Raw genomic sequence first — 24550 nt, 5'->3', positions numbered from 1 at the left:
GACCCGAATCGTTTCTGAAACGGGGAGGAATTCCAATGTCGTTGTCGCGCAGTATCTTCGTCGGCGTCATCGCCGCGGGCGCGGTGGTCGCCGGTGCGGGGCCCGCGGTCGCCGAGCAGGCGGAGCCGTGGGAGACCCGGATCGGTGATCTCTACGGCGCCATGGCCCTGTCGCGCAGCACCGGTGCCGCCTCCTACGCGGTGAACTACACCAGCCTCGCGGCGGCCGACGCCAACGCGATCGATGAGTGCGGCGCGCGCGACTGTCAGGTGGTCGTGCACTTCCGCAATGCCTGCGGCGCCGTGGCGCAGGGCGCCGACGGGCGCGTCGGCTGGGCGTGGGACACCACCAAGGGCGGGGCCGAGCGCGCCGCGATCCAGGTGCTCGGCCTGAGCGCGCCGCCGTTCCCCGACCTCGGCAGCGCCTCGCCGCGGCCGGCCAGCACGGTGCTCTCGGCCTGCACGTCCAACGTGGGCTGAGGCCCCGCCGCCCGCTTTGTGGCGAATTCTCCGGGATGTCGGTTGCCGAATCGTGATCTTGTTGACGATTATGGAGTGGTGCAGCTATCCGACGGCGTGATCGCGCTGCGACCGATCGCGGTCGCCGATGCCGAGGCGCATCTGGCCGCCGCGGGCCCTGGGCGGGCGCGCGGGCCCGGCGGCGCTCTCGGCTCGTTGGAGGACGTGCGAGCCCACTTCGAGAAGTGTGTGGCGAGCTGGGCCTCCGGGGGGCCCGAGCGGTTGTTCGCGATCACGGCCGACCACGGCGCGTCCCTGGTCGGCACCCTGGATATTCAGACCAGTCGGTTCTATTTGGCCGCGGGTCAGGCCGACCTGGTCTTCGAGATCTACCCGGCCTATCGCGGCCGGGGCCTGGCGACCAAGGCGGTGATCCTCGGTTGCCGGTACCTGGCAGGCAGCGGCTTGGCCGACGAAGTCGTGCTGCGGATCGATCCGGCGAGCTCCGCCGCGGTGGGCGTGGCCCGCCGGGCCAGATTCCACTATCTGCGCAGCAGCGACGATCCCGCCGAGGGTCCGCTCGACTGGTACATCCAGGCGCTCTGACCGCTACCTGCGCAGCACCTTGCGCGCCAGCCAGTTGCCGAGGAACTGGATGCCCTGCACGCCGACGATGATGATCAGGGTGGCGACCAGGGTGACCTGCCAGTCGAAGCGCTGGTACCCGTACACCAGGGCGAAATCGCCCAGTCCGCCGCCACCCACGATGCCCGCCATCGCGGACATGTCGACGATCGCGATCACCACGAAGGTGTAGCCGAGAATCAGCGGACCGAGCGCCTCCGGGACTAGCAGCGTCAGAATGATCCGCATCGGTCCCGCTCCGACCGCACGCGCCGCCTCGATCACGCCGGGATCGACGGTCACCAGGTTCTGTTCCACGATCCGGGCGATCCCGAACGAGGCCGCCACGATCATCACGAAGGCGGCCGCCTCGGTGCCGATCGTCGTGCCGACCACCTCCAGCGTCACCGGCCCGAGCGCGGCGAGCAGGATGAGGAACGGGATCGGCCGCACGATGTTGACCAGCACGTTGAGCAGCACGTTGACCGGCGCGTTCGCCAGCAGACCGCCCTTGCGCGTGGTGTACAGGGCGGTGCCGAGAAAGAGTCCGATCAGCCCGCCCACCACGAAGGTGACCAGCACGAGGTAGACGGTGGTGCCGATCGCCTCGGTCAGCACCGGCCGCAGTCTCTCCCAATCCGTGTGCACGGTCACCTCCGCTCGAGTTCGTCGATCACCTTCGCCACCGCGTCGTCCGCCCCGTGCAGGGCCAGCGTGACGCTGCCGAAGGTCTTGTCCTGCAATGTGCTGACCCCGCCGTACACCACCTCGAACCGCACGTCGGCGTGCGCCGCGAGCGTCAGCGCAGGGCCGAGCCCCCGCGCGTCGTCGACGTCGACGGTGACCAGCGTGCCGCCGTGGCGTTCGCGCAGCCGGGCCAGTTCGCCGGGATCGGGCCGGTTGCGCAGCACGGTGCCGACGAACGACTTGGTCGGCGTCGCCCGCGGCGCCGCGAAGACCTGGAAGGTCTCGGCCAACTCGACGATCCGGCCCTCGGCGAGCACCGCGACCCGGTCGGCCACCGCGCGGATGACATCCATCTCGTGGGTGATCACCACGATGGTGACGCCGAGTTCGCGATTGACCTTCTTCAGCAGCCGCAGCACCTCGCCGGTGGTCTCCGGGTCCAGCGCCGAGGTGGCCTCGTCGGCCAGCAGCAGTGCGGGTGACGTCGCCAGCGCTCGCGCGATGCCGACCCGCTGCTTCTGCCCGCCCGAGAGCTGATCCGGATAGCTGCGCGCCTTCTCCGAGAGGCCTACGAACTCGAGCAGTTCGGCGACCCGAGCCTTGCGCTCGGCCCGCCGCCACCCCGCGATCTTCAGTGGGTACTCGACGTTGCCCGCGACCGTGCGCGAGCGGAACAGGTTGAACTGCTGGAACACCATGCCGATGTCGCGGCGGATACGCCGCACCCGGGACTCGGGCACGCCGGTGATCGGCGTGCCGGAGACGAGGACGGCGCCGCTCGTCGGCTTCTCCAGCGCGTTGATCAGGCGCACCAGCGTGCTCTTGCCCGCGCCGGAATAACCGATGACGCCGAAGATCTCGCCGCGCTCGATCCGCAGGTCGATGCCGTCGAGCGCGACGTGGCGATCGGCGCCGCTACCGAAAACCTTGGTGACGCCGCGGAATTCGACCGCGGCCGCGCGCTCGTCCGGCCTCGAGCTCACTTGCCGTCGCGGATGGTCTGCTGCACCCGCCGCAGGATCTGCTCCAGCTCCGCCGCGGGGCGGGTCACCTCGACCGCGGTGTTCTTGGTCGACTCCGCGTGCGCCGCTTGTACTTCCGGGTCCTTCCAGACGTCGACCACCCGCTTGTAGAGCGGGTTGTCCTTGTCCGCGGCCCTGGTGACGACGACGTTGATGTACGGCTCGGCGGCCGGATTCCTCGGATCGTCCTTGTACAGCGCCGAATCCGGGTCGATGCCGGAGCGCTCCAGGAAGGTGTTGTTGATGATCGAGCCGTCCGTCGAGGCCAGCGACAGCGCAGTCTGCGCCGCGTCGACCGGCGTCACGGTGACCTTGGAGGCGGCCTTGTCGATGTCGGCGGGGGAGGGCTGGCGGCTGTCGCCGGACAGCTTCAGCAGCCCGGCGGCCTGCAGCACGAACAGCGCCCTCGCCTGATTGGTCGGGTCGTTCGGGATGGCGATCCGGCCACCCTGCGGGATGTCGGCCAGCGACCGGTGCTTCTTCGAGTACAGCCCGAGCGGCACGATGTAGGTCGAGCCGATCGGGGTCAGCGTGTCGTTGTTGGCCACGTTGTACTGGCCGAGGAACTGCAGGTGCTGGAACAGGTTGACATCGATCTGTCCCTGCGCGAGCGCGAGGTTCGGTTGCTGGTAGTCGGAGAAGTTGGTGATCCGCAGGGTGATGCCCTGGTCTTTCGCCTTACGCTCGAAGACGTCCCAGACCTGGTCCCGATCGGTGGTGCCGATGCGCACCACCGTGCCGGTGGACGCGTCGTCGGTGCCGCACGCGGTCAGGGTGAGGGCCGCGGTTGCTACCAGGACCGGGATCGCCAGTACCCGATGGAATTTCACTCGTGCTCCCGAATGCTCGTCGCGAGGTGGCGGACCAGCGCGTTGCCGCCGTCCCGCCTTGTCTGAACCCGGCAATCCAAGCGGTGCGGCACGGGGGACGACAAGGATTTCGATAGTGGTGAGCGGAACCCTCGCGCAAAGTTGGACAGTCGTCTAGTTTGACTGTCGACCGAACTTCGCGCGTCGAGGGCGGGCGGCGGACCGCCGTGAGGGGGCGGTCCGCATCGGCTGCGGGCTCCGCGCCCGTGCGCGGGCCCGAGATCGACACCTGCGGTTCGGCCGGAGGGTCGAAAGCGGGCCCCGAGCCGGAAGAGTCCCCCTGAATCCGCAGGTCAGTGGCTTGTCGCGTGCAATCGGCCGCGAAAGAGCGCATTCTGTGTTATGGGTCGGGTGTTCGTAGTCATGACGTACTTCGGAACGGGAACTACGCATCATGTCCACGCCACACGGGCAAAAGACGCTGGGTAACCGAGCGTACCCGGCAGCATACGAACGGGCGCGGCAACAGTCGGACGGGTGTGCCACACTGTCGCACCGGGACCGCCACGGGGTCTGGCGCGAGATTTCCCTCGATCACGGCGCGACCCGTATGACGATCGGCCGGTCGGAGTCCGCGGACATCATCGTGGCGGCCGACGCGACTGTTTCGCGTCTGCACGCCATCATCGAGCGAGTGGGCGGCTGCTGGATCGTGATCGACAACGGTCTCTCGATGAACGGGACCTTCGTCAACGGCGAGCGCGTCAGCGGATTTCGCAAGCTGGAGTCCGGCGATACGGTGCGCCTGGGGAAATCGGTGTTCGTCTTCACCGACGGCAGCCCGTCCGAAGACGAGAAGACGATCGTCCAAGTGCGGCTGCCGACCCGGAACTCGCTGACCGACGCTCAGTATTCGATTCTGGAGGCGCTGTGTCGTCCGTACGACTCCGAGACCGCGTTCACCTATCCCGCGTCGAACTGGCAGATCGCCCATGATCTGTGCCTGAGCGTCGCCACGGTCAAAACCCACATGCGAGCGTTGTTCAAGATTTTCGACGTCGAAGCCCTGCCGCCGAATCAGAAACGCGTGTTCCTGGTCGAACGTGCCATGGAGAGCGGCGTGATCGACTATCACGATCGGTAGGGGTTCGTTCGATCTCCGTTTATGTCCCTCGGCGCCGCGTGCGGAGCGGCGACTCCTTTCGGCGCGGTGGGAGGTCAGATCGGGCGGAAGCCCGCGCCGACGCCACCGCGCGCGTCGATGTCCTCGATGATGGCGGCCATGTTCCCGCCCAGCTGCGGTCCGAGGCACGGCACGTACAGGTAGCCGTTGACCATGCCGACCAGTGTCGTCCCGACCACGATCGGTGCGCCGGAGTCGCCGGGTAGGACGCAGATCTGGGTCCACGCCCAGTTGTTGGTCTCGAACACATCGCCGTAGGCGAGTCCGCAGGTCTGGCCCGTGGTGTACCCCTGCTTGCATGCGATGTCCGGGAACCGCGCCGGACCACCCAATTCGGTGATCGTCGTATTGCCCACGCGATCGACGGGGATGACGCTGTCCGCGTCGAACTCGATGACGGCGTAGTCCATCTCCGGGTTCGTGTAGGCGAACGTGCCGACGACGCCGGCGTCACGGTGTGCCTCCGCGACGACGGTGGTGCCCGCCGCATCGCAGTGAGCTGCGGTGAGACCGACCAGCCGACCTGCGGCATCGTGCCCGATCGTAGTGAGCGTGCAGACGCCCTGGTCGCCGATGACAATGCCGGAGCCGCCGCCGAGCACCGCCGGGTCCGCGGCCTGTGCGATGGCTGGCTGTGCCCCGGCTGACAGCGCGCCTGCCGCGAGTGCGAGAGCGGCCACTGCGAGTTTCCTGAACATTTGTCCATCCCATCGCTGGGGCCGCGATACTCCCGTGCGGCGCGAATGACGTCGGCACATTTCTCGCACAAGACCTATCGGCGCGACGGCATCAGGCCTTGTCGTTGTGTTCTCTCTGGCATCGAGTCTGGTTGGAGGTGCTTGTTCAAGCACTACTACTACACATCACCACCCGACGGGTGAGTGACGCGCGGCCTTTATGGCATTGTCGCGTTGCTGCTCAGGTCAGACCAAGCAGATGCCCGTACCGAACGGGAAGATCGGCGGCACGAAGCAGACCCACCACAGGAAGGGGTTCCACCACAGAAGGGCGGGCTCGACCTCCGCGGGTACTTGGTCGGAGGCAGGCGCCACCTGGACGGGCACAGGAGGTTCGACGGCCGGGGCCGAGGTAGCAACGCCTGAGCCGAGGGCGATCATCGGTGCGATCGCTACCGCTGCGACGGCTGCGCGCATTTTGGTTGATTTCATGATCTTTCCTTCAACTGAGCGCTTTTCGGGACGCCCCGGAAGGCGTCCCGGAATGACACAACCAACTCTCGTCGCAGAGGGCGCGCAAGATCTTCCTCCCGCGGGTTGGAAACACTCAGACCTCGGGTTGGACCGGTCCACGTCGTCGTCTGTGTTGCCACCCCGCGCTGGCGCCGACCGCGCAGGTGGCGCTGACGCTGCGCGCCGTCGGCGGCGACGATCCGATCATCGCGCCGAACCACGCCGTCGCGGTCGCCATGGCGGTCGGACCGCGAGCGGACCTGCGGCTGCTGTACGCGCGCGTTGCCCACCTGCCGAGCGGTCCGCTCCCCGGAATGCCTGTCGTACCGCATCGAGAGCCGGCCCGAACTCGAATCGACCGCGCCGCGCCGTTTCCGGCCGTGTGCACCGAAGTTGCTTGTCCTGCAGTCGAGCTGCGAGTGATGGTTCCGGTAGGTATGATCCTCCGATGTGATCGAAACCTGTTTTGGTCGAACACTTTTCAACTGCCGCAAGTTTACTGAGCGGCAGGCGTGGCACTGGACCGAACTCGGTTCGGCTGGTCTACGCAGCGGCTGAGTCCTTGCGGCACAGGGCGACCGGGGTTTCGGGGTCGCCGGCGGATTGCCGACTCAGCTTCACCGGACCGCGTCGACGCGCGGCCGCTTCATCTACGCAGCTTGAAATCGTTCGTGCTCGAGTAGCTTTCATCGAAGTATTCGATTTGTAGGGGGTTTTTGCTGTGAGATCGACACCGAGAAATCCGACCGTGCGTCGGGTTGCGGATATCGCAGCCCGCGCGGACGGTCGAGGCCGACGCCCGTGAGGCTGGATTCGGAGGCGTTCGCCGCTGATCCGCACGGTGCGTATTCCGCGCTCCGGAAGGAATACGGCCCGCTGGCTCCCGTCGAGCTGGCCGACGGGGTCGCCGCGACGTTGGTGCTCGGCTACCGTGAGGCGCTGCAGATTCTCGGCGACCCGGCGCGTTTCCCGACCGATCCCACGGATCTGTCCGCGAAGGCGGGATGGCCCGCACTGCCGCTGTCGCAGTGGCGGCCGAGCTCCGCGAGGGGCGAGGACCACACCCGCTACCGGCAGGCCTACATCGACTGTCTGGCTCGGGTCGACCTGCACGCGCTGCGCACCGACGTCATCGCCAACGCGGTACCGCTGATCAACTCGTTCTGCGGTGAAGGTGCCGCCGATCTGCTCAACGAGTACGCGGTACCGCTGACCGTGCGGGTGATGAACGCCCTGGTGGGTTTCCCGCCCGAGGCGGACGACGCCGCGTTCGCCGCGTTGACGCACCTGCGCGACGCCGCCGACGCGGCAGCGGCGGAGGCGGCTGCCGAGCAGTTGGCCGTGGTCGTCCGCACGGCGCTGGCGGACAAACGTTCGCGGCCGGGCTCGGATGTGATGTCGGCATTGCTGACGCATCCGAGCCGGTTCAGCGACGCGGAGATCACCCGGACCGTCGGCATGATGTACGAGGGCGGCGCCGAGCCCACCTGGAACTTGATCGCCAACACGCTGCTCGAGATGACCAACGACGTCTCGTTCCGCGACGTCCTTCTCGGCGGATCCCTATCGACGAGAGACGCGATCGACGACGTGCTGTTCGGTGACCCGCCGATGCCCAACGGCTGTGTCGGCTACCCGCGTCAGCCGCAGATCATCGGCGCCACGATGCTCCCGCCGAATCAGCCGGTGATCACCAGCATGGCGGCATCCAACAACGATCCGACGATCAGCGGCGGCGATCGCACCGGCAACCGTTCGCATCTGGCGTGGGGAGCGGGACCGCATACGTGCCCGGACAAGGCTCAGGCGGTGGCCATGGTGATCGCCACCGAGGCGGTCGAACAGCTACTCGATGTCCTGCCGGAGATCGAGCTCGCCGAGCAGCCGCAATGGCGGCGCGGCGCTTTCCACCGCGCGTTGACAGCTCTACCGGTGACCTTTCCCAAAACCCCACCCCTGAATCTCTAAGGAGAAGCCGCGTGCAGCCGCAGCAGGCGCCACTTCGTGAGGGCGCCGAACCACGCCCCATCGAGTTGATCGGACCACGAATCTCGCTCTACAGCCCCGAGTTCGCTCACGATCCGCACCGAGCCTACGAAGACATGCGTCGCCGTTACGGACCGCTGGTGCCGGTCGAGATCGACCCGGGCATTCCGGCGACCCTGGTCATCGGCTACTCGACCGCGGTGAAGATCCTCGGCGACGAAACGCGTTTCCCGGCCGACCCGCGGGCCTGGCAGAAGACCATCGATCCGGATTCGCCGATCCTGCCGATGGTGGAATGGCGGCCCAATGCGCTGCGCAATGTCGGTGCGACTCGCATTCGCTACCGTACGGCGACCAACGATGCTCTGGCCGGTGTGGATCTGCATTCGCTGCACGCGGTCGTCGAGCGGATCGCGGTTCCGCTGATCAACTCGTTCTGCCGGGCGGGCGAGGCCGATCTCATCAGCCAATACGTGCAACCGCTGGTGTTCAGCGTGCTCAACCACATCCTCGGGTGTCCGCCGGAGATCGGCGAGCGGGTGGCCGCGGCGTCGGCGGCCATGTTCGAGGGCGTGGACACGGCCACGGTCAACGCGATGCTCGACGACGCGCTGCTCGAGCTCGTCGAGCTCAAACGGGCCCATCCCGCCGAGGACGTCGCGACCCGACTCGTCCAGCATCCGGCCGACCTGGACGACAAGGAGCTGATCAACGCGCTGGTCACCTGCTACGCGGCGGGCATCGAACCGCAGCAGAACCTGATCGCCAACACGTTGCGGTTGATGCTCACCGACAGCCGTTGGGAGACGGACAATCTCGGTTCGGCGCCGCTGACCCGTGCGGCGCTGGAAGAGATCCTGGCCACCGACCCGCCGCTGGCCAACTACTGCATCACCTACCCGCCCAACCCCGTCATGATCGCGGGGGCGTCACTGCCCGCGAACGAACCGGTGATCATCAGCATGGCGGCGTGCAGCAACGACCCGGCGATGAACAACGGCCAATACTTCGGCCACGGAGCGGCGTGGAGTTTGGGGTGGGGCGGTCCGAGCCCGCACCAATGTCCGCGCCAGGCGCAGGCATCCGCGTTCCAGATCGCCCAGGATGCCATCGACCAGCTCCTGGACGCACTTCCGGAATTGGGGCTGGCGGTCCCGGCGCAGGACCTGGTGTGGCGCCCAGGTCCGTTCCATCGAGCGCTGGCAGCCCTGCCGGTCGCCTTCCCCAAGATGCCGCCACTGAATGTCGGGTGAGGCATATGAACTGAGTCCGACCAGATGAGATCGAGCCGAGCGCCGTGCGGCGCTCGGCTCGGCAGGCGTTTCCTATTTCGTTCCGCCCGCGACCGCGCCTCCGCGCTCGACGCAGTGGACAATCGCGCGGTCGTCGGCAGTCCCAAGGGTGAGGCAATGACCAGAGCTGAACTTCCCGTCGACCTGTCCTCCGAATCTCTGCTGGAGCTCGATGATTCGGGCTCGACCGTGCGAGCGTTGCGGGAGGTGATCTTCGGCGCGCACACCGACCTGCACCTTCGAGTCCGTGACATCGTCGCCGGCCTCGGGGATCTCCCGCGGTCCGGCCTGACCTTCGCCCAGCAGACCAAGGCCGCACCCGATCTGCTGCGCGCGGTCATCGCGGCCCTTGGCCGCCCCGCCAGCGATATCGCGACCGACACGCAGCTGCGCGGCGCGCTGTGCGACTGGGCTCAGGTCGCCGCACCACGACTGCTGCTGGTGCTGACCGGCCACTTCGACCTCGCGATCGGCGCGATCCTCGCCCACGGGAACGGCTGGCCCTACCAGCAGGAATGTCTGGCGGACCTGGATTCCGGCGCCGCGATGGGAGTGCTCGCGCTGACCGAACTCGGCGGAACGAACGGGGCCGACCAGCAGACCATCGCCGAGTGGGACCCCGTCTCCAAGGGGTTCTGGCTGACCACGCCGTCACCGGAAGCCGCGAAGTTCATGCCGAACGTCGGTGACGACGGGGTGCCGAAGACCGTCGTGGTCACCGCCCGGCTGATGATCGAGGGTCGCGACGAGGGTGTGCTGCCGTTTCTGTTGCGGATGCGCACCTCCGACGGGCTCGCGGCCGGTGTGGAGGTGGTCACGCTGCCGGACAAAGCGTCCGCGCCGATGGATCACGCGATGCTGCGATTCGATCGGGTGTGGCTGCCGCGCGAAGCGCTGTTGGGGGGTGAGTGGGCGCGGTTCGACGAGGACGGTCGGTTTCACTGTGTGCTCCCGCCGCGCCGCCGTTTCCATCGCGCGATCGCCGTCCTGGACAACGGACGCCTCGACTTGGCGACCGCGGCCATCGCCAGTGCCCGCGCGGGCCTGTCAGGACTGGTGAACTACAGCCGCCAGCGACGTCCGGGATCCGGCACGAGGATGTCCGACCGCGACGCGGTGCGGCGGGACCTGGTGTCGGCCTTTGTGTCGGTGTACGCGACAAGCGCACTGGGACAACAGATCCGGGACATGCGCGCGACCGCTGACGAACCCGACCAGAGGCTGTGGTCGGCGCTGGCCAAACCCTTGCTGACCCACGCCGCCGACAACGCGCTCAGGATCTGCCGCGAGCGCGCCGCGGCGCAGGGCGCCTTGCGCGTCAACCACCTGGTGGACTGGCTCGGCAATCTGGAAGCGATCATCACCGCCGAGGGTGAGAACCAGATTCTGCTGGTCATGGCCGGGCTATCCCCGGGGTTGACCGAACTTCGACTACCGAACACGCCCGCACAGCTTCCGTGGTACCTCGATCTGCTCGTCGATCGTGAACACGCGCTCGCCGGCGCGATGGAAGACGGCCGCTACCGATCCGCAGGTGTCGTCCTCGGTCGGGACTCGGCGGCGATCGAGCTGGCCGCCACCACCGGAGATCGGCTCGCGACGACCGCACTCGTCATCGCCGCCGCTCGAACGGTCGACCCGGCCGCTCGCCGACTGATCGAGTCGACCGCCGCGGCGTACGCGCTCGGACGCGTCGACGCCCACGGTGCGTGGTACACCGCCCGCGGCTCGATGTCGTCGGAGCTCGCCGCGCGCGTCGAAACCCAGTTGCAGCGGCACTACGCCGAGCTGGCGGGCCATCTGCCGGGCATGGTGGAAGCCTTCGCCATTCCGGCACTGCCCGGCCCGATCTTCGCCACCGACAACACCGGCGGGTCGAGGAAGATCGGCGACAGACCGGCCGCCTACGTCGAACGATGGATGGAGTACGCCGGTTGGACCGGTCGCTGGTCTTAGCCGCAGGACACCGAACCGCGGTCGCCACCGGTGGTCGCGACCGCGGTGTAGATCCCGGCGTGTCCGTTCGAGCGCGAATCGCGGTCCGCTACTCCGGGATGCGCTCGGCGTACTCCGCCTCGAGCCGAGCGAGCTTGGGCCAGAACGGTTCCGGCGTGCTGCCCGCCAGCCGGGTGACCAGCAGATCGAGGTGGCTGTGCCAGCCGCCGGAGACGCTGAGCAGGGCGCCGCGATCGGGCAGCTTGCGGTGGGTGAGTTCCAGGCGAACCTGTTCGCCGACCTGCTCCAGCGTGAACGTCACCTCGGACCCGTCGCCCCAGGTGAACGACAGCAGTCGCGGCGGCTCCCAGGCAAGGACCTCGCCGCGCATCCGGTGCTCGCCCGCGTACTGCGGCGGCGCCGGATCGTCGGCGCCGGTGAGTTCGGAATTGCGCCAGATCAGTTCGACCTCGCCGCCCGCCGCCCGCGCCATCTCGCCGTCCGCCAGCCAGGTGCGCCGCAGTTCGGCGTCGGTCAGGTACCGCCACACCCGCTCGATGGGGCCGGGCAGCAGTCGTTCCATGCGCACCGCGCCGGGTTCGGTCACCGTGCCGTAGCCGGAAATCTGTTGTGCCGTCATGTTTCATCCTCGGTTCGGAGTAGTTCTTCGAGCCTGTCGAGTCGCTCGGTCCAGAAGCGCTCGTAGAAGCGCATCCACTCGGCGCCGTCCCGGATCGGCCGCGCGTCGAGGCGGCAGACATGAACCCGGCCGTGCACCGTCCGCCGCACCAACCCCGCGCGCTCGAGCACCTGAATGTGCTTGGACGCCCCGGCCAGTGTCATCGCGTACGGCTCGGCCAACTCGCCAACACTGTGCGCCCCGTCGGCCAGCCTGCGCAGCATGGCGCGGCGTGTGGGGTGCGACAGCGCGTGGAACAGCGCGTCCAGCCGGTCGGATTCTTGTTCAACCACATGGTTGAGTATGCGCTCGACGCGCCGCAATCGTCAACCATTTGGTTGAATTAGTTTGTCCACGCCCGCGCGGGGAGCACGCCGACCAATGAGCCCAGGACGATGTCCTTGTCGGTAACTCCTGAAGGCTGACCCCGCAGCGGATGCCGGGTTCTAGCTTGTGTCGCAACACGGTTGATCATGAAGGGCGTGTTGGCGAGGATGCGTGGGAGCGTGTCGAGCAGGCACCGCGAAATCCGCCCCCTGGGCTGAGATACGACTGCGCCCCGGTGCCATCGATTGTGTCGGTGACATCCGGGGCGCGGAAGGGTAGATCAGCCGAGGTCCGGGTGGCCGACCCACTCGACAATCGTCCAGCCCTTCTGCGGGCTGCCCTCGAGGACGACGCGGCCGCCGTTGCGCATCGGATCGCTGCTGAGTTTGCCCTTGTCGGCGTTGTCGGCGTTCATCATGGACCAGAACATGATGGTCCCGCCGTGCGAGAAGATCACCGGGTTGGTGCATTTGCGGCTCTGCACATCGAGCAGTGCCTGATCGACGCGGCCGTCGAACTCGTTGCCGTCGATGGAGCCTGGAATCCGTGCGCTGAGGTCGCCGGAGAGCCACTTGATCGGCGCCTGCAGGTACCCGGACAGCGAATCGCGCTCCGGGGTGCCCTCGTACTGGCCTGCCTCGATCTCCCGGAAACCGGGCTGAATGGTGAGGCTCAGGTCCTGCTTGGCGACGGTCGGCGCCGCGGTCTGCTCGGTACGCACCATGTTGGACGCGAAGGCGCAGTCGTAGTTCTTGTCGGCCAGCTGGATAGCGAGGTTGTCTGCCTGTGTCCGGCCACGTGCGGTCAGGTCGGGTCCGGGCACCTTGGTATCGATCAGGCCGGAGGCGTTACCGGCGGACTCGGCATGGCGCACCAGGGTGATGACCATTTTGCCGGAGCTGCTTCCGGAACTGCTGCCGGAGCTTCCGAAGTCGATATCGGCGGACGCGACGCCGGTGACAGCGGTTGTGGCCGCGACCGCGGTCGCTGCCACCGCAATGGAAATTCGAAGAGATCGGATTCGCATAGGTGGGAATGCCTTTCATCGTGGCGAATGCCACTTCAGGTATGCCGATGACCGGAATTTGGGGTGTCGCGTCTCACAGAAGCAGCTATTCGCGCGGATCGACTACGAGGCATCCCATTCATCGGGATCCTTCGCGCACCGTACTGCGCGCAGGCGCTACCACCGGTAGGGGGCGAGGATGAGCACGCGAAGATCCTTGAGCACCGGAGCGATTCGGTCCTCCTGAATGGCATCCCCAGCTTGCCCGCGGACAGGCGGTTCAGGCACCGGGCCTCGTCGCGTTCGACTCGTTGAGTGGCACCTACGGCTTGGCCGACGAGGTGGTCGGTGGTCCGGCCGGGACTCCGGTGTCCGGCAGCCCCGCGTAGTCGGGCAGGTCGATCCCGTTGATCGCGCGCTCGACCAGCTCGGCGAACCACTCTCCGGTGAAATCGGGGCCCGGCTCGGCATCGGAGCCGGGGACCTCGCGGCTGCGCGCGTTCAATTGGGCGATCTGCTGATTGGCCCCGACGAACGAGCGCATCCGCGCCTCGTAGCGGGCGAAACCGATCTCTGGATTCCATTCGGCGGCGGCCAGCTCGCCGGCAAGCACGTAGGCGCCGACCAGGGCCAGCCCGGTGCCCTGGCCCGACATCGGGGAGGAGCTGAACGCCGCGTCGCCGAGCAACCCAACCCGCCCACGCGACCAGCGATCCATCACGACCTGGGCGACCTGGTCGAGATAGAAGTCCGGGGTGTCGTCCAGATGCGCGAGGATGCGCGGGGTCAACCAGCCCATGCCGTCCATCCGCTCACGCAGCAGCCGCTTCTGGGCCTCGATATCGCGGTAATCGACATCGATGTCGGCCGCGGGGAAGGAGAACATGGCCATCGCCCGGGTGGCGTCCTGTATCGGCCGTAGCCCGGCTGAGCGCCCGGACTGCTGGTACTCGATCAGCCATTTGTCGAGCCCGAACTCGTTGGGCACACTGAAGAAGGCCAGCACGTGCCCGAGGTGGCGGACGAACCGCTCGTGCGGCCCGAAAACCATTGCGCGCAGCGCCGAATGCAGCCCGTCGGCTCCGACCACCAGCTCGAAACGCCGCCGGTTACCGCTGTCGAAGACCACCTCGACCCCGTCCGCGTCCTGGGAGAGCTCGGCGATCCGGTCGCCGAAGACATATTCGACATCGGCACGGGTGTCCTCGTAGAGCACCCGCGACAAGTCACCGCGCAGGATCTCGATCTCGGCGATGAATCCGTCGCCGCCGTCGTCGTCCACGCCGAAGGTCTCGAGCACGTTCCCGTCCGCGTCCACGGTGTGTGCGCCGATGGTCTGTGTGCAGGCCGCGCGGACCGTCGGGTCCAGCCCCATGCGCCGAATGACTTCCTTGGTCACTCCACGCGCGTCCACGGCCTGACCACCGAGACGCAGTTCGGCGGCCCGCTCCACCACCGTCACCACGGCTCCCCGCCGGTGCAGCCAGTGGGCCAGCGCGGGCCCGGCAATGCTCGCTCCCGCCACCAACACTCTGATACCGCCCACCGCGCCTCCCACTGACCCCGCCGAATCATCGTCCGGATCGATTGCTTCTGTTCCGACCCACCACTGCCGGTGCATCCAGGGGTATCGACGACCGATCCACCAAGAATTCATCGGTGCACCCCAGACCGTGTCGATGAGTTGGCGTTCATGCGTCGGTATTTCGTCTGCTGGACTCTAACCACGGCTCGTTCTGGGCAGCGCCGGACCTCCGGGTTCGGCGCTCGCGGAACGGGTTCCGGCCGCAGCGCACCGAAAGGTGTGCGCCTCGAGTGGTCTTGCCAAGTTCTCTTGGCGGGGATAGGACTATCGGCGTGGTCGATCAACAGAACTTCGCCCGTTCCGTCATGGCGGTGTCCTCCGCGGTGGTCGCCGTGTGCGCGGTGGCGGTGACCGTGAAGGTGATGAGCACCGATCTGGGCCCGGTCGAACAGCCGCGGGTGCTGGACCAGGCGGCGTTGGAGCAGCAGGTGGCGAACATGCTGCAGGGCGTGGGAGACGAGCCGGCGGGCCGGGTGAGCTGCCCCGGGTCCGTCGTGGTCGAGGTGGGCAACCAGTTCGAATGCGAGGTCCGGAGATACCTCCACTTCGAGGATGTGATTGTCAAGATTGTCAGCGACCAGGGCGAGATCACGGTGGACCGTTCGTAGATCCTGGACCCAGGGTTCGGCGGTGCGCCGGCTCGCTCGCCCTCCTATGACCGCGCCGAGTCGACTGGTCCTGTCGATCATGTGGCGGCGCGGCCCTCCGAGTCGGCTCGCGGCGGCCGTTGGTCATTTGGGGTTGTCCGGGTCGGGGTCGCCGAACCACCGCGACGGCGCGTGCTGCCCGTATCCGTCGTGCCAGTCCCACCATTCGTAGGGCGGGGTCTGCGGGTAGCCCTCCGGTGAGTCCTCCCACTGCTCTTGGCGGCCCAGTGCGGTCATATCGAGGTAGCTCCACGTGGTACCCAGCGCCTCGTCGCCGCGGTCGTGGATGAAGTAGGTGCGGAATATATGGTCGTCGCCGTCGCGGATGAACGCGTTGGTGCCGTGCCATTCGTCCACGCCGAAGTCGGCGTCGAAGTCGTCGGTGATCGTGTACCACGGCATATCCCACCCCATCCGCGCCTTCAACCTCTCGATGTCCGCCTGCGGCGCGCGGGAGGCGTACACGAGTGTGGTGTCGCGGGCGTTCAGGTGGGCGAGGTTGGGGACATGATCGGCCATCATGGAGCAGCCGCGGCAGGCGTGGTCGGGCCAGCCGTCCACGCCCGGCTCGAAGAAGGCGCGGTAGACGATCAGCTGACGTCGACCCCGGAACAGATCGAGCAAGCTGGCCTTGCCCTCGGGTCCCTCGAACACGTAGTCCTTGTCCACGGCCTGCCACGGCATACGCCGTCGCAATGCGGCCAGCGCGTCGCGTGCGCGGGTCAGCTCCTTCTCCTTCACGAGCAGCTGCTGCCACGCTGTCTCCCATTCCTGTGGCGTGACGATCGGCGGTGTGTTCATTGCGATGACCTTCCTTTCGTGAGCCATTCCGGCCGCCGGACGAGTCTCTACCGGTAGGGGTGCCCATCTCCGCAACATCGAGACCCAGCAGTACGACCGCGCCGGTCCAGGAGGATTTCATCGAGCAGGCGGCGCCGTTCCGTGCCGAACCGATCGCGCACTGTTATCGCATGCTCGGTTCGAAGGAGCGCTCGGGCGAAGGACGGGCCGCGCGATCGGCGCGCCGACGGGTGGCAAGTGGAATGATTACGGGCTATCCACTCGGACCCCGGTCGCGCTGGCCTCGGCACTGCCGCTAGCCGGGCTCGGGCGGGATTCGGCGCCCTGGAGGAGGTGCGCGCCTGCTGGCGTTTATCGGTCGCCGTCGACGAATGGGGTGCGGCCGGCTAGGTGGTGGCCCGGTATCGCTCGGGGGTGTCGGGCAGTCCGACGAGATCGGCCATGAGGGTCATATGGTGGGTGAAATACTCCGCGCGAGCCTCGATGGTGCCGTCGAGGCGGCCGAAGATCTCGAAGTTGATCAGGCCGAAAAGCTGTGTCCAGCCGGCGAATACGCGGTCGAGGACGTCCTCTGGAAGGTTGCCGGTCAGCTGTTCGGTCTGTATGCGCCGCTCGATCAGGGCGCGCAGGTCGGTGCGGACGGGGGTGGGGAGCGGGGTAGACGCCGGTGGGGGATCGATGTGTCCGGCAGCGGCTGCCTCGGTGGCGATATCGGAGAGCAGGAGTACCACGACCGAGGCCGGGCCGATGGTGTCGGCCGGGGCCTTGTAGCCGGGGACCGGGCTGCCGTACAGCAGACCGTATTCCGCGGGGTGGGCAAGGGCCCAGTCGCGGACGGCGGTACAGGCCGCGAGCCAGCGGCCGCGGTAGTCGTCGTCGGGCGGCGCCGCGGCGGCGGAAGCGGCTGCCGCGCCGAGGGATTCGTAGCCCTCGAGGATGAGGGTGGTGAGGAGATCGTCTCGGCTGGGGAAGTAGCGGTAGAGCGCCGAGGCGACGATTCCCAGATCGCGGGCGACGCCGCGGAGCGAGAGGTCGGCCCCGTCCGTTGCCAGGCGTCGGCGGGCGGCGGCCTTGATCTCCTCGATCATTTCCGTGCGGACGCGGGCGCGCAGTGAGGGGGCGGACATGAGGCCAGTGTAGAGAACGCGTGACCGATCCGAGAACGATCGATGCTTTCGAGAACACTGTTCTTGACAGTGTTCGACCTCCGGGCATAGTGTCGAACCAAGCGAGAACGCTGTTCTCGAAGTAGAACACCTGAATGGATCGAGGACCCCCATGTCCCTGCACGTCGTCATCGGAGCCGGACCCGTCGGGTCGGCCACCGCTCAACTCCTGGCAGCGCGAGGCGACGACGTTCGTCTCCTCACCCGCAGCGGATCGGGGCCGGAGCATCCACGCATCGCGCGCATCCCCGTCGACGCCGCCGACGCCTCGGCCCTCGCGGTGCACTGCGCGGAAGCGACCGCCATCCACCAGTGCGCTGGCCTCCCGTACACGCGCTGGACCACCGGTTTCCCACCGCTGATCGACGCCGCGATCAGCGCAGCAGAAGCCTCCGGCGCGGTCCTGCTCACCGTCGGAAACCTGTACGGCTACGGGGAATTCGAAGGTTCGGTCGACGAATCACATCCGTTGCGCCCCAACTCCGCGAAGGGTCGCGTACGCGCCGATCTCTGGAACAAGGCCTTGTCCGCGCACCAGGAGGGCCGTATTCGCACCGCAGAGGTGCGCGGCTCCGATTACCTGGGAGCCGGTGCCAACTCGACATTCACGGCCACGGTCCTGCCCGCCGTCGCCGCGGGCAAGGCGGCCATGTTCCCCGGCGACCCGGACGTCCCGCACAGCTGGACCGCCATCGATGACGTCGCCCGTACCCTCGTCGCGCTGGCCGATGACGAATCCACCTGGGGCAGGGCGTGGCACGTGCCCACCCCCGCCCCGATATCGGTCCGCTCCCTGGCGGAGCTGACCGCCACTCTCGCGGGCGCGGCCCCGGCGCGGGTCCGCCGCATGCCGTCGGCGCTGCTGTGGGCGGCCGGGCTCGTCAACGCCGACGCCCGCGAAATCCGGGAATTGCGTTACCAATTCGACCGCCCGTTCGTCCTGAACTCGTCGGCGGCGACCGAGAAACTCGGCATCGAGCCCACCCCGACCCGCCTGGCACTGGAGGCCACCCTCCGCGCGCGGAACTGACGCCCGGATCACCGCGATCGACCGGGTGGCACCGTACCCGTCCGCCAGTGGTGTTCCACGGCAGGCAAGGGCCTGGCGTGCCCGGGCTGCTGGTCGCCAGCAGCGGCCGCCGGTGCTACGCGGTGAACAGGGCGACAAGCAATATCACGATGCTCACCAGCAGCATCGATGTCGTCAGCCGGGCGACGCGCGCCCTGCGACGTCGCGGCACCGCCCACGGCAACGCGGCGGCGGTGACCGTCGCGGCAGGGATCGCGAGCACCGTGCCGAATATCAGGCCGTAGCCGTGCGGATCATCGGCGGGGTCGGAGGACAACCGCGACTCCAGCACCATGACCACGCACAGCGCCCAGAGCAACCCCGCCGCGACGGCGACGCCGCCCGCTCCGATCGCCGCCACCCGCCGCAACCACCTCCGGCCGCGCTGCCTGTTGTCGTGATCGTTCATCTCTTCCGCTGCGCGATCACGGTGACGGTCGGCGCGGGTGTGGCCTTTCCAGTGTTGGCGCATCCGGTCGGTGCCGCGACCACGAGCAGCGCACCCACCATCACGGCGCTGCCGCGCGCTCTCTCGAGCATGGTGTCCTCCCTCCGGCACCATCACACCAGAAGCAGCCCACGCACGCATCCGCCGGCTGGAACACCACGGAGTCGTGTGTGGGCCAGCCGGATCGAATGGATCTTTGGTCAATGGGATTTGTTGTCGCGCATCAGGTTCAGTCGATACCGACGACCTGCGGCATCGGGTAGCTGCCGTCGAGAAGGCCGTAGAACCGGGCGCTCCGAGCCGAGGTCCTATGCTTTCGGAGCGTGGCGCTCGATCCACTCGGCATCGAAATCCCGGCGGCCGCAACAGGACTCCCGCACCTTGGAGACACAGTGAACAGCACGTACTCGCCCGTCGACGAGCTCAACCTGCTGATGGAATTGCAGGACAGGCTCGGCTACGAGAATTACGCCGACGGGTTCGGCCTGACGGACTTCGGCGACCTCTCGGGCCTGGTGGCGGGTTGGTCGAAAGATCCGGAGTTCACCGACCGGCTGATTCCCTTCGCGCAGGCCAATGGTTCCGGCTCGTTCTACGCGCTCTGGCGTATCGATGACCGGACCGATCTGGCGACGCTGCCCGTGGTCGTCTTCGGAGACGAAGGCGGACAACATGTCGTCGCTCGCGACGTCCGAGAGTTGTTCCGGCTTCTCGGCTTCGACTCGGAGATCTCGGTCGATATGGAAGAGGCGTATTTCTATCGCGGCGAGGACGATTCGTACAGCGACGGCCACGACGAGTTCGTGGCATGGCTCGACGAGAAATTCGGTCTTTCGGCGGCGGAGGATCCGACCGCTGTCCTCGCGGCGGCGCAGGCGGAGCTGGGGGAGCGGTTCACCGATTGGGCAAAGCCGTATCTTTCCTGATTTACCCTCTGGCGTCGTACGATTCGTCGAGGACTCCCGCTGAGCAGATCGGCAGCACCACAATGATTCTCGCCACCGCATTCGATGTTCTTGCGCAAGTAGGCAACCCGACTCCGGAGCCGCCGCCTGGTTCGGAGAAACACCTGCAAATCGTCCGATACCTGATCTGGTTGGCCGTCATCGGCGTGGTCGCGCTGGTGGTGATCGGTATTCCGCTGATCGTCGTGCTGGTGACCCGCCGGTCCAATCGCCGCGCGCAGGGCGGGCCGGGGATGGGCCCGGGCTACGGCGGCCCGCATCAGCCTTGGCCGGGTGGCCCCGGCGGCGGTGGCCCTGGCGTCTGATTGCAGAATTGAACCGGTTTCGACCTAATGGCGGTAGCGACGCGAACTTCTGCTATAAGCCCCTCTTCTGTAGTTTTACGTGACAGCGGAAGGGCGTGACGGCCGAGGGGTGCATATTCGACCTATCGGTCGCAATAGGGAGGAATTTCGAAACATGGCGCGCACCAAGGAATTCGACCCAGACGTCGTCTTGGACCTCGCCATGGATCTGTTCTGGCAGCGCGGGTTCGAAGCGACCTCGATGGCCGACCTGGTCGAGCATCTCGGCATAGGCAAGGCCAGCATCTACGCCGCCTTCGGCTGCAAGCGCGACCTGTTCATCAAGGCGCTGCGACGCTATCTGGAACTCGCCGACGAGCGGATCACCGGCGCGCTCTCGCGACCGGGCCCGGCTGTCCCCGCCATCCGGGCGCTCCTCGACCACTTCGTCTCGGAGGTCCGCGAGGAACACCGCTACCTGGGCTGCCTGGTGTCCAATACCGCCGTGGAACTCGCCGCCAGAGACCCCGAAATCGCCGCGCTGGTCGAATCGGGTTGGGCACGCTGGGAAACCGTGTTCACCTCGGCGTTCGTGCGCGCCCACGCGCAAGGCGAACTGGCCGCCGACCGCGACCCCCGTGCGCTGGCCCGCTTCCTGCTGGTCTTCCTCCAGGGCGTCTGGGTCCTCGACCGCACGCCCGACGCCGCCACCCGCCTGCGCGACGCCGGCGACATGGCAGCGGCGTTCCTGTTCGATCACCACGCACCGGCTCCACGACCTCGCGGCCGAGCCGTCGATTCCCTCGAGCCCGAACCCGCGACCTGAACCAAACATCCCACCAATTCACCTGCGAGTCTCGAGCGCACCCTGCGGGCTCGGCGTCGTAAATTTCCGCATATTCGCGGCGATCATGGGTAGGCGGCAACTGATCAGCGATTCGCGGGACCCGAGGAGGTGATCGCGATGATGATGCCCGGTATGTGCATGCAGATGATGGACATGTTCATGGGTCTGCTCAACATGCTGCCCGGCATGCCGATGATGATGTGATCACTGGAAAAGTCGGCCTCCAGGGCGGATCGGCCCCTGGAGGTCGTCGCTCGAACGGCGGTCGGGGGTGGAGTGCGATCGACCGCGGATTCCCACGCTGATATTCCCTTCGAACTTCACCTGGAGGAGCACGTCATGGGCATCGCAGCACTGATCACCTGGCTGTTGACCGCGGGCGGTGGCTCGGTCCTGCTCGGCACTTGGATCGCCAAAGGCGGCGCGCGCGAACCGACCGCCAGCCACCTGCCGCCCGCGGTCGTCTTCGGTCACTTCCTGCTCGCCGCGGCGGGGCTGATCGTCTGGATCATCTACCTGATAGCGGACTCGACGGCGCTGGCATGGATCGCGTTCGCCCTGCTGGTCCCCGTCGCGGCCCTCGGATTCGGCATGCTGGCGCGCTGGCTGCCGGTGTACCGCGCCCGCACCGCCGAGGTCGGCGAAGCCACTCCGCCGGAACGGCACTTCCCGGTCGCGATCGTCGCCGCGCACGGTGTCCTGGCCGTCACCACGGTCGTCCTGGTCCTGCTCACCGCCCTCGGCGTCGGAGCCGACTAGACCTGCACGCCTGCCACGGCCGAGGTGCCGCGCGGGTGCGTCCCGGCGGTACCGCCCACCGAAGGAGCTGTGGTCGCACCGCTGCGGGCCCCGTTCACGCGGCCCGCCGGTAGGGGCGGCCCCCGCTTCACCGTCGGCGGCGTCTTCGCACCCCGCACGACCCGCACGATCGGTGAGTTCTTGGCGGTGGTCGCCGGTGCCGACTTCACGCGCCTGGCGTAAGCGACCGCCCAGCGGATCGCCGCGTAGTAGACGTGCGACGGAGTCCGGCCGGCTGCGGTCTCCACTGCGCTACAGCACCACGGTGTCACCGCGGGCAGTTCGACGACGCGATCGCCCGCAGCTGCGCAGGCCCAACCTCGTCCGCTACTGTCCCCATCGACATTCCGCCTCCTTCGAGGAAGCAGATCGATGGATACCGTGCGAAAGCTGCTCGCCCTTCTGGTTCCGGTCGCGCTCGGTCTCGGCGTCGTGGTCGGACCCGCCGCCGCCGAGCCGGTGCCCGGTTCCGCGCGGAACCCCGTCCTGGTGATCGGCGGGTTCGACGCGAACGTCGGCAAACTCGAGACGCTGCGGGAATGGTTGGGTTCGCGTGGCTACACCGCCTACGCGATGGTGCTGCCTGGTCAGCCCGCCGCGACCGCGCCGCTGGTCGACTCGGCGCGCGCGGTCGCCGACAAGGTCGCCGAGATTCGCCGTGAAACCGGCTCGGCGCGAGTGGATCTCGTCGGTCACTCGATGGGCGGCCTGGCCCAGCGGCACTTCGTGAAGTTTCTCGACGGGCGCGCGGCGGTGGGCACCTATGTCGATTTCGGAACCCCGGAGAACGGTGTGGTTCTGGCCTTGCTGTGCGCCCCGTTCTACCCGGGCTGCCGCGACCTGAGCCCGGGTTCGCCGTTCCTCACCGCGCTCAACGCCGCACCGGCGATTCCGCCCGACCTTCCCGCCTACCACCTGTTCTCCGAGGACGCGGGCGAGGAGCGCGAACCACTGCCCGGCGCGACGAACGCGAGCGTGCAATCTTTCTGCCCTGGCCGCCGGGTGTCGCACGCCGACGAACCGATCGACGGCGCCTTTCAGGAGTTGATCGATAGCGCGCTGCGCGGCGAGCCCTTGATCACCGGCTGTCCCTGACCGTCGGAAGTATGTCCGAAGCTGCTTCTACAATCCCCGCGTGACGCTCACCCTCGCCGACCTCGTCGGCTACACCGATCGCGACCTCGACGCCGACCTGGCGCGGTGGTTTCCCGATGCGACTCCCGTTCAGGTACCGGAGCAAACCCGGCCCGTGACACCGTTTCTCGCGCGCCTAGCTCCCGCGGACGCGGCGGCCCTGGCTGCCCTCGACCGCCGGGTGCGCTCGGGTCGCTTGCCGCAGTTCCTGGACATCTTCTCCTGGTCATATGGTTTCGACTTCGGCGAAAATGGTTGCGGGCTCCTCGATTCGGACTACACCACCGAGCTCACCGACGACGACGTCTACTCGATCGGCGCCGACGGCGGCGGCAATCTGTACGTCGTGCTCACCAATGGTCAAGTGGCCGTGTGGTTTCACGAAGAGGAGGTGCTCGAAGGCGGCACCCGCTTCGACAACCTCGACGTCTTCCTCTGGTCGTTCGTGCGCTACCGCGCCGTGCGCGCCGGGAAGCTCGCGCGCTCGGCCGTGGAAGCGGACTTCGTTGCCCTCGGCCAGGACGGCGCACTCGAACCGAACCTCGGCCTGCTGAACTACATGAAGTAGGCACGCTCGTTTGTGCGGTGCGACCCGGTGAATCTATAGTGGCCGTAATCCGATTGGTGCTCCCCAGAAGTACAGCCGCAGAATGGGAGACCACGCCTCGATGATCCAGGCGATGGAGTGGGCGGTGTTGTTTGCCCACCCATTTTTCTGGAGGAATCCATGCATATCGGACTCGGATTGCCGGTCTCCGACCCCATCGCCCTGCTCGATTGGGCCCGGCGTGCCGACGCGGGACCGTTCTCGACCCTCGGCCTGCTCGACCGCCTCGTCTACGACAATCCCGAACCGTTGGTCGCGCTGTCCGTCGTCGCCGGAGCGACCAGCCGTATCAATGTGCAAACCGAGGTGCTGCTCGCCCCGCTGCGCGAGACGGCGCTGCTCGCCAAACAGGTTGCGACACTGGACCGTATGTCCGGCGGCAGGCTGATACTCGGACTCGGCGTCGGCGGTCGCGCCGACGACCACTTGGCCGCCAGCGTCGCGCTGCGCACGCGCGGCCGCCGGATGAACGAGCAACTCGCACAGCTGCGCAGGCTGTGGTCGGGAGAGCCGTTCGGCGCGGAGTGCGGTCCGATCGGACCGACTCCCGTCCGGCTGGGAGGTCCGCCGATCCTGTTCGGCGGCTTCAAGCCCGCCGCCCTGGAACGCGTCGCGCGCTGGGGCGATGGTTTCCTTTCCGCGGTCCCGCCGAACTGGGCGGGCGGGTTGTTCGACTCCGTCCGCAAGACCTGGCACGACCACGGACGCGACGGCCAGCCCCGGCTCGTCGCGCAGGTCAACGTCGCCCTCGGTCCCCAGTCCGTGGTCGACGAAGCCCGCACGGCGATCGCCGCCTACTACGAATTCAGCGGCTGGGCCGACAACATGGTGGCGGGCCTGCGCACCGCCCCCGACGAGATCCGCACGACCATAAAGCAATTCGCCGACCTCGGCGCCGACGAAGTGATGCTTTACTGCTACGGCTCCGACCCCACCCAGGTCGACCGTCTCGCCGATGTGATCGGCTGACCGAGCACCCGGGCCCGTCGGCGGTTTCGCCT

At 67.5% G+C, this 24550-nt stretch carries 29 protein-coding genes and 2 pseudogenes; 17 read left to right on the top strand and 14 right to left on the bottom strand.

Annotation, left to right across the window (positions count from 1 at the left end):
- Positions 1–35 precede the first annotated feature (35 nt).
- Positions 36–479, top strand: a complete 444-nt coding sequence (locus CRP45_RS08120) for a DUF4189 domain-containing protein (protein ID WP_097244412.1) — start codon at positions 36–38, stop codon at positions 477–479.
- A gap of 75 nt (positions 480–554) precedes the next feature.
- Positions 555–1064, top strand: coding sequence for a GNAT family N-acetyltransferase (locus CRP45_RS08115; protein ID WP_245909975.1), 510 nt, complete (start codon positions 555–557; stop codon positions 1062–1064).
- A 3-nt stretch (positions 1065–1067) separates the two neighbouring features.
- On the opposite strand, the gene CRP45_RS08110 is transcribed toward CRP45_RS08115, so the two are convergent.
- Genes CRP45_RS08110 through CRP45_RS08100 form a run of 3 tightly spaced genes read right to left on the bottom strand, consistent with a single transcriptional unit; the run spans position 1068 to position 3621 of the window.
- Entirely contained in the window at positions 1068–1730 is a 663-nt protein-coding gene (locus tag CRP45_RS08110; RefSeq protein WP_097244660.1) for a methionine ABC transporter permease, read from the bottom strand.
- Positions 1731–1732: 2 nt separating this feature from the next.
- On the bottom strand, positions 1733–2752 hold the full coding sequence (locus CRP45_RS08105; RefSeq protein WP_097244411.1) for a methionine ABC transporter ATP-binding protein: 1020 nt from the start codon (positions 2750–2752) through the stop codon (positions 1733–1735).
- Complete coding sequence (locus tag CRP45_RS08100) at positions 2749–3621, bottom strand: MetQ/NlpA family ABC transporter substrate-binding protein (RefSeq protein WP_097244410.1); 873 nt, start codon at positions 3619–3621, stop codon at positions 2749–2751. The genes CRP45_RS08105 and CRP45_RS08100 overlap by 4 nt, the downstream gene beginning before the upstream one ends.
- A gap of 589 nt (positions 3622–4210) precedes the next feature.
- Between CRP45_RS08100 and CRP45_RS08095 the strand changes: the two genes are divergently transcribed.
- Positions 4211–4744: an FHA domain-containing protein gene (locus CRP45_RS08095; protein ID WP_245909974.1), complete on the top strand. Its 534-nt coding sequence runs from the start codon at positions 4211–4213 to the stop codon at positions 4742–4744.
- 74 nt (positions 4745–4818) lie between these two features.
- Here the strand turns inward: CRP45_RS08095 and CRP45_RS08090 are convergent, their stop codons facing one another.
- Together CRP45_RS08090 and CRP45_RS33215 are read right to left on the bottom strand one after the other, a co-directional pair.
- Positions 4819–5481 carry a chymotrypsin family serine protease gene (locus tag CRP45_RS08090; RefSeq protein WP_067780505.1) on the bottom strand — a complete coding sequence of 221 codons (663 nt, stop codon included), beginning with the start codon at positions 5479–5481 and terminating at the stop codon, positions 4819–4821.
- A gap of 225 nt (positions 5482–5706) precedes the next feature.
- A complete protein-coding gene (locus tag CRP45_RS33215; protein WP_143861373.1) occupies positions 5707–5952 on the bottom strand; it encodes a hypothetical protein in 246 nt (81 codons plus the stop codon).
- A 185-nt stretch (positions 5953–6137) separates the two neighbouring features.
- On the opposite strand from CRP45_RS33215, the gene CRP45_RS08085 reads away from it, so the two are divergent.
- The 4 genes from CRP45_RS08085 to CRP45_RS08070 all read left to right on the top strand — a co-directional run bounded on the left by CRP45_RS08085 (position 6138) and on the right by CRP45_RS08070 (position 11207).
- The gene (locus CRP45_RS08085) at positions 6138–6476 is read left to right on the top strand and encodes a hypothetical protein (protein ID WP_097244408.1); all 339 of its coding nucleotides are present in this window, start codon (positions 6138–6140) and stop codon (positions 6474–6476) included.
- Between the two features lie 298 nt (positions 6477–6774).
- Positions 6775–7941, top strand: a complete 1167-nt coding sequence (locus CRP45_RS08080; protein WP_097244407.1) for a cytochrome P450 family protein — start codon at positions 6775–6777, stop codon at positions 7939–7941.
- On the top strand, positions 7863–9212 hold the full coding sequence (locus CRP45_RS08075) for a cytochrome P450 (RefSeq protein ID WP_245909973.1): 1350 nt from the start codon (positions 7863–7865) through the stop codon (positions 9210–9212). Before CRP45_RS08080 ends, CRP45_RS08075 begins: the two co-directional genes overlap by 79 nt.
- A 156-nt stretch (positions 9213–9368) precedes the next feature.
- Complete coding sequence (locus CRP45_RS08070; protein WP_179830794.1) at positions 9369–11207, top strand: acyl-CoA dehydrogenase family protein; 1839 nt, start codon at positions 9369–9371, stop codon at positions 11205–11207.
- A gap of 88 nt (positions 11208–11295) precedes the next feature.
- On the opposite strand, the gene CRP45_RS08065 is transcribed toward CRP45_RS08070, so the two are convergent.
- The 4 genes from CRP45_RS08065 to CRP45_RS08050 form a co-directional block, all read right to left on the bottom strand.
- Positions 11296–11826, bottom strand: coding sequence for an SRPBCC family protein (locus tag CRP45_RS08065; protein ID WP_067780526.1), 531 nt, complete (start codon positions 11824–11826; stop codon positions 11296–11298).
- Positions 11823–12158 (bottom strand): ArsR/SmtB family transcription factor, encoded by a 336-nt coding sequence (locus CRP45_RS08060; protein WP_179830793.1) that lies wholly within the window; start codon positions 12156–12158, stop codon positions 11823–11825. The genes CRP45_RS08065 and CRP45_RS08060 overlap by 4 nt, the downstream gene beginning before the upstream one ends.
- Before the next feature lie 314 nt (positions 12159–12472).
- A complete protein-coding gene (locus tag CRP45_RS08055) occupies positions 12473–13186 on the bottom strand; it encodes a histidine phosphatase family protein (RefSeq protein ID WP_245909972.1) in 714 nt (237 codons plus the stop codon).
- 334 nt (positions 13187–13520) lie between these two features.
- Positions 13521–14744, bottom strand: a complete 1224-nt coding sequence (locus tag CRP45_RS08050) for an FAD-dependent monooxygenase (protein WP_097244657.1) — start codon at positions 14742–14744, stop codon at positions 13521–13523.
- 311 nt (positions 14745–15055) lie between these two features.
- Here CRP45_RS08050 and CRP45_RS08045 point away from each other — a divergent pair, with 311 nt between their 5' ends.
- Complete coding sequence (locus CRP45_RS08045) at positions 15056–15391, top strand: DUF4333 domain-containing protein (RefSeq protein ID WP_067780534.1); 336 nt, start codon at positions 15056–15058, stop codon at positions 15389–15391.
- A gap of 77 nt (positions 15392–15468) precedes the next feature.
- Here the strand turns inward: CRP45_RS08045 and CRP45_RS08040 are convergent.
- Positions 15469–16231: pseudogene (locus CRP45_RS08040) on the bottom strand (DUF899 domain-containing protein).
- A 65-nt stretch (positions 16232–16296) separates the two neighbouring features.
- Between CRP45_RS08040 and CRP45_RS35080 the strand changes: the two are divergent.
- Positions 16297–16413, top strand: a pseudogene (locus tag CRP45_RS35080) (RNA polymerase subunit sigma-70); the annotation flags it as partial.
- A gap of 204 nt (positions 16414–16617) precedes the next feature.
- On the opposite strand, the gene CRP45_RS08035 reads toward CRP45_RS35080, so the two are convergent.
- A complete protein-coding gene (locus CRP45_RS08035; protein ID WP_097244403.1) occupies positions 16618–17358 on the bottom strand; it encodes a TetR/AcrR family transcriptional regulator in 741 nt (246 codons plus the stop codon).
- 151 nt (positions 17359–17509) lie between these two features.
- On the opposite strand from CRP45_RS08035, the gene CRP45_RS08030 reads away from it, so the two are divergent.
- On the top strand, positions 17510–18427 hold the full coding sequence (locus CRP45_RS08030; protein ID WP_097244402.1) for an NAD-dependent epimerase/dehydratase family protein: 918 nt from the start codon (positions 17510–17512) through the stop codon (positions 18425–18427).
- Between the two features lie 115 nt (positions 18428–18542).
- Here the strand turns inward: CRP45_RS08030 and CRP45_RS08025 are convergent, their stop codons facing one another.
- Both CRP45_RS08025 and CRP45_RS34925 read right to left on the bottom strand, forming a co-directional pair.
- Positions 18543–18827 (bottom strand): hypothetical protein, encoded by a 285-nt coding sequence (locus CRP45_RS08025; protein WP_143861372.1) that lies wholly within the window; start codon positions 18825–18827, stop codon positions 18543–18545.
- A 44-nt stretch (positions 18828–18871) separates the two neighbouring features.
- A complete protein-coding gene (locus tag CRP45_RS34925) occupies positions 18872–19006 on the bottom strand; it encodes a hypothetical protein (RefSeq protein ID WP_281256171.1) in 135 nt (44 codons plus the stop codon).
- Positions 19007–19306: 300 nt separating this feature from the next.
- Between CRP45_RS34925 and CRP45_RS08020 the strand changes: the two genes are divergently transcribed.
- The 4 genes from CRP45_RS08020 to CRP45_RS08005 all read left to right on the top strand — a co-directional run bounded on the left by CRP45_RS08020 (position 19307) and on the right by CRP45_RS08005 (position 21769).
- Positions 19307–19840 (top strand): hypothetical protein, encoded by a 534-nt coding sequence (locus tag CRP45_RS08020; protein WP_218841099.1) that lies wholly within the window; start codon positions 19307–19309, stop codon positions 19838–19840.
- Positions 19816–20184: a hypothetical protein gene (locus tag CRP45_RS08015; RefSeq protein ID WP_143861371.1), complete on the top strand. Its 369-nt coding sequence runs from the start codon at positions 19816–19818 to the stop codon at positions 20182–20184. Before CRP45_RS08020 ends, CRP45_RS08015 begins: the two co-directional genes overlap by 25 nt.
- Before the next feature lie 154 nt (positions 20185–20338).
- A complete protein-coding gene (locus CRP45_RS08010; RefSeq protein ID WP_097244399.1) occupies positions 20339–20989 on the top strand; it encodes a TetR/AcrR family transcriptional regulator in 651 nt (216 codons plus the stop codon).
- A 360-nt stretch (positions 20990–21349) separates the two neighbouring features.
- Positions 21350–21769, top strand: coding sequence for a hypothetical protein (locus CRP45_RS08005; protein ID WP_097244655.1), 420 nt, complete (start codon positions 21350–21352; stop codon positions 21767–21769).
- Here the strand turns inward: CRP45_RS08005 and CRP45_RS33210 are convergent.
- Complete coding sequence (locus CRP45_RS33210) at positions 21766–22056, bottom strand: hypothetical protein (protein WP_143861370.1); 291 nt, start codon at positions 22054–22056, stop codon at positions 21766–21768. The genes CRP45_RS08005 and CRP45_RS33210 overlap by 4 nt on opposite strands.
- A gap of 124 nt (positions 22057–22180) precedes the next feature.
- Here CRP45_RS33210 and CRP45_RS08000 point away from each other — a divergent pair, with 124 nt between their 5' ends.
- The 3 genes from CRP45_RS08000 to CRP45_RS07990 all read left to right on the top strand — a co-directional run bounded on the left by CRP45_RS08000 (position 22181) and on the right by CRP45_RS07990 (position 24518).
- Complete coding sequence (locus tag CRP45_RS08000; protein ID WP_097244398.1) at positions 22181–22903, top strand: esterase/lipase family protein; 723 nt, start codon at positions 22181–22183, stop codon at positions 22901–22903.
- A gap of 40 nt (positions 22904–22943) precedes the next feature.
- Positions 22944–23510: a hypothetical protein gene (locus CRP45_RS07995; protein WP_097244397.1), complete on the top strand. Its 567-nt coding sequence runs from the start codon at positions 22944–22946 to the stop codon at positions 23508–23510.
- A 159-nt stretch (positions 23511–23669) separates the two neighbouring features.
- Positions 23670–24518, top strand: a complete 849-nt coding sequence (locus tag CRP45_RS07990) for an LLM class flavin-dependent oxidoreductase (RefSeq protein ID WP_097244396.1) — start codon at positions 23670–23672, stop codon at positions 24516–24518.
- Positions 24519–24550: the final 32 nt, after the last annotated feature.

This window comes from Nocardia amikacinitolerans, from assembly GCF_900215415.1.
Taxonomy (GTDB): domain Bacteria; phylum Actinomycetota; class Actinomycetes; order Mycobacteriales; family Mycobacteriaceae; genus Nocardia; species Nocardia amikacinitolerans.
The sequence above is the reverse complement of the archived record's forward strand: the minus strand, read 5'-3'. Positions and strand labels throughout refer to the sequence as shown.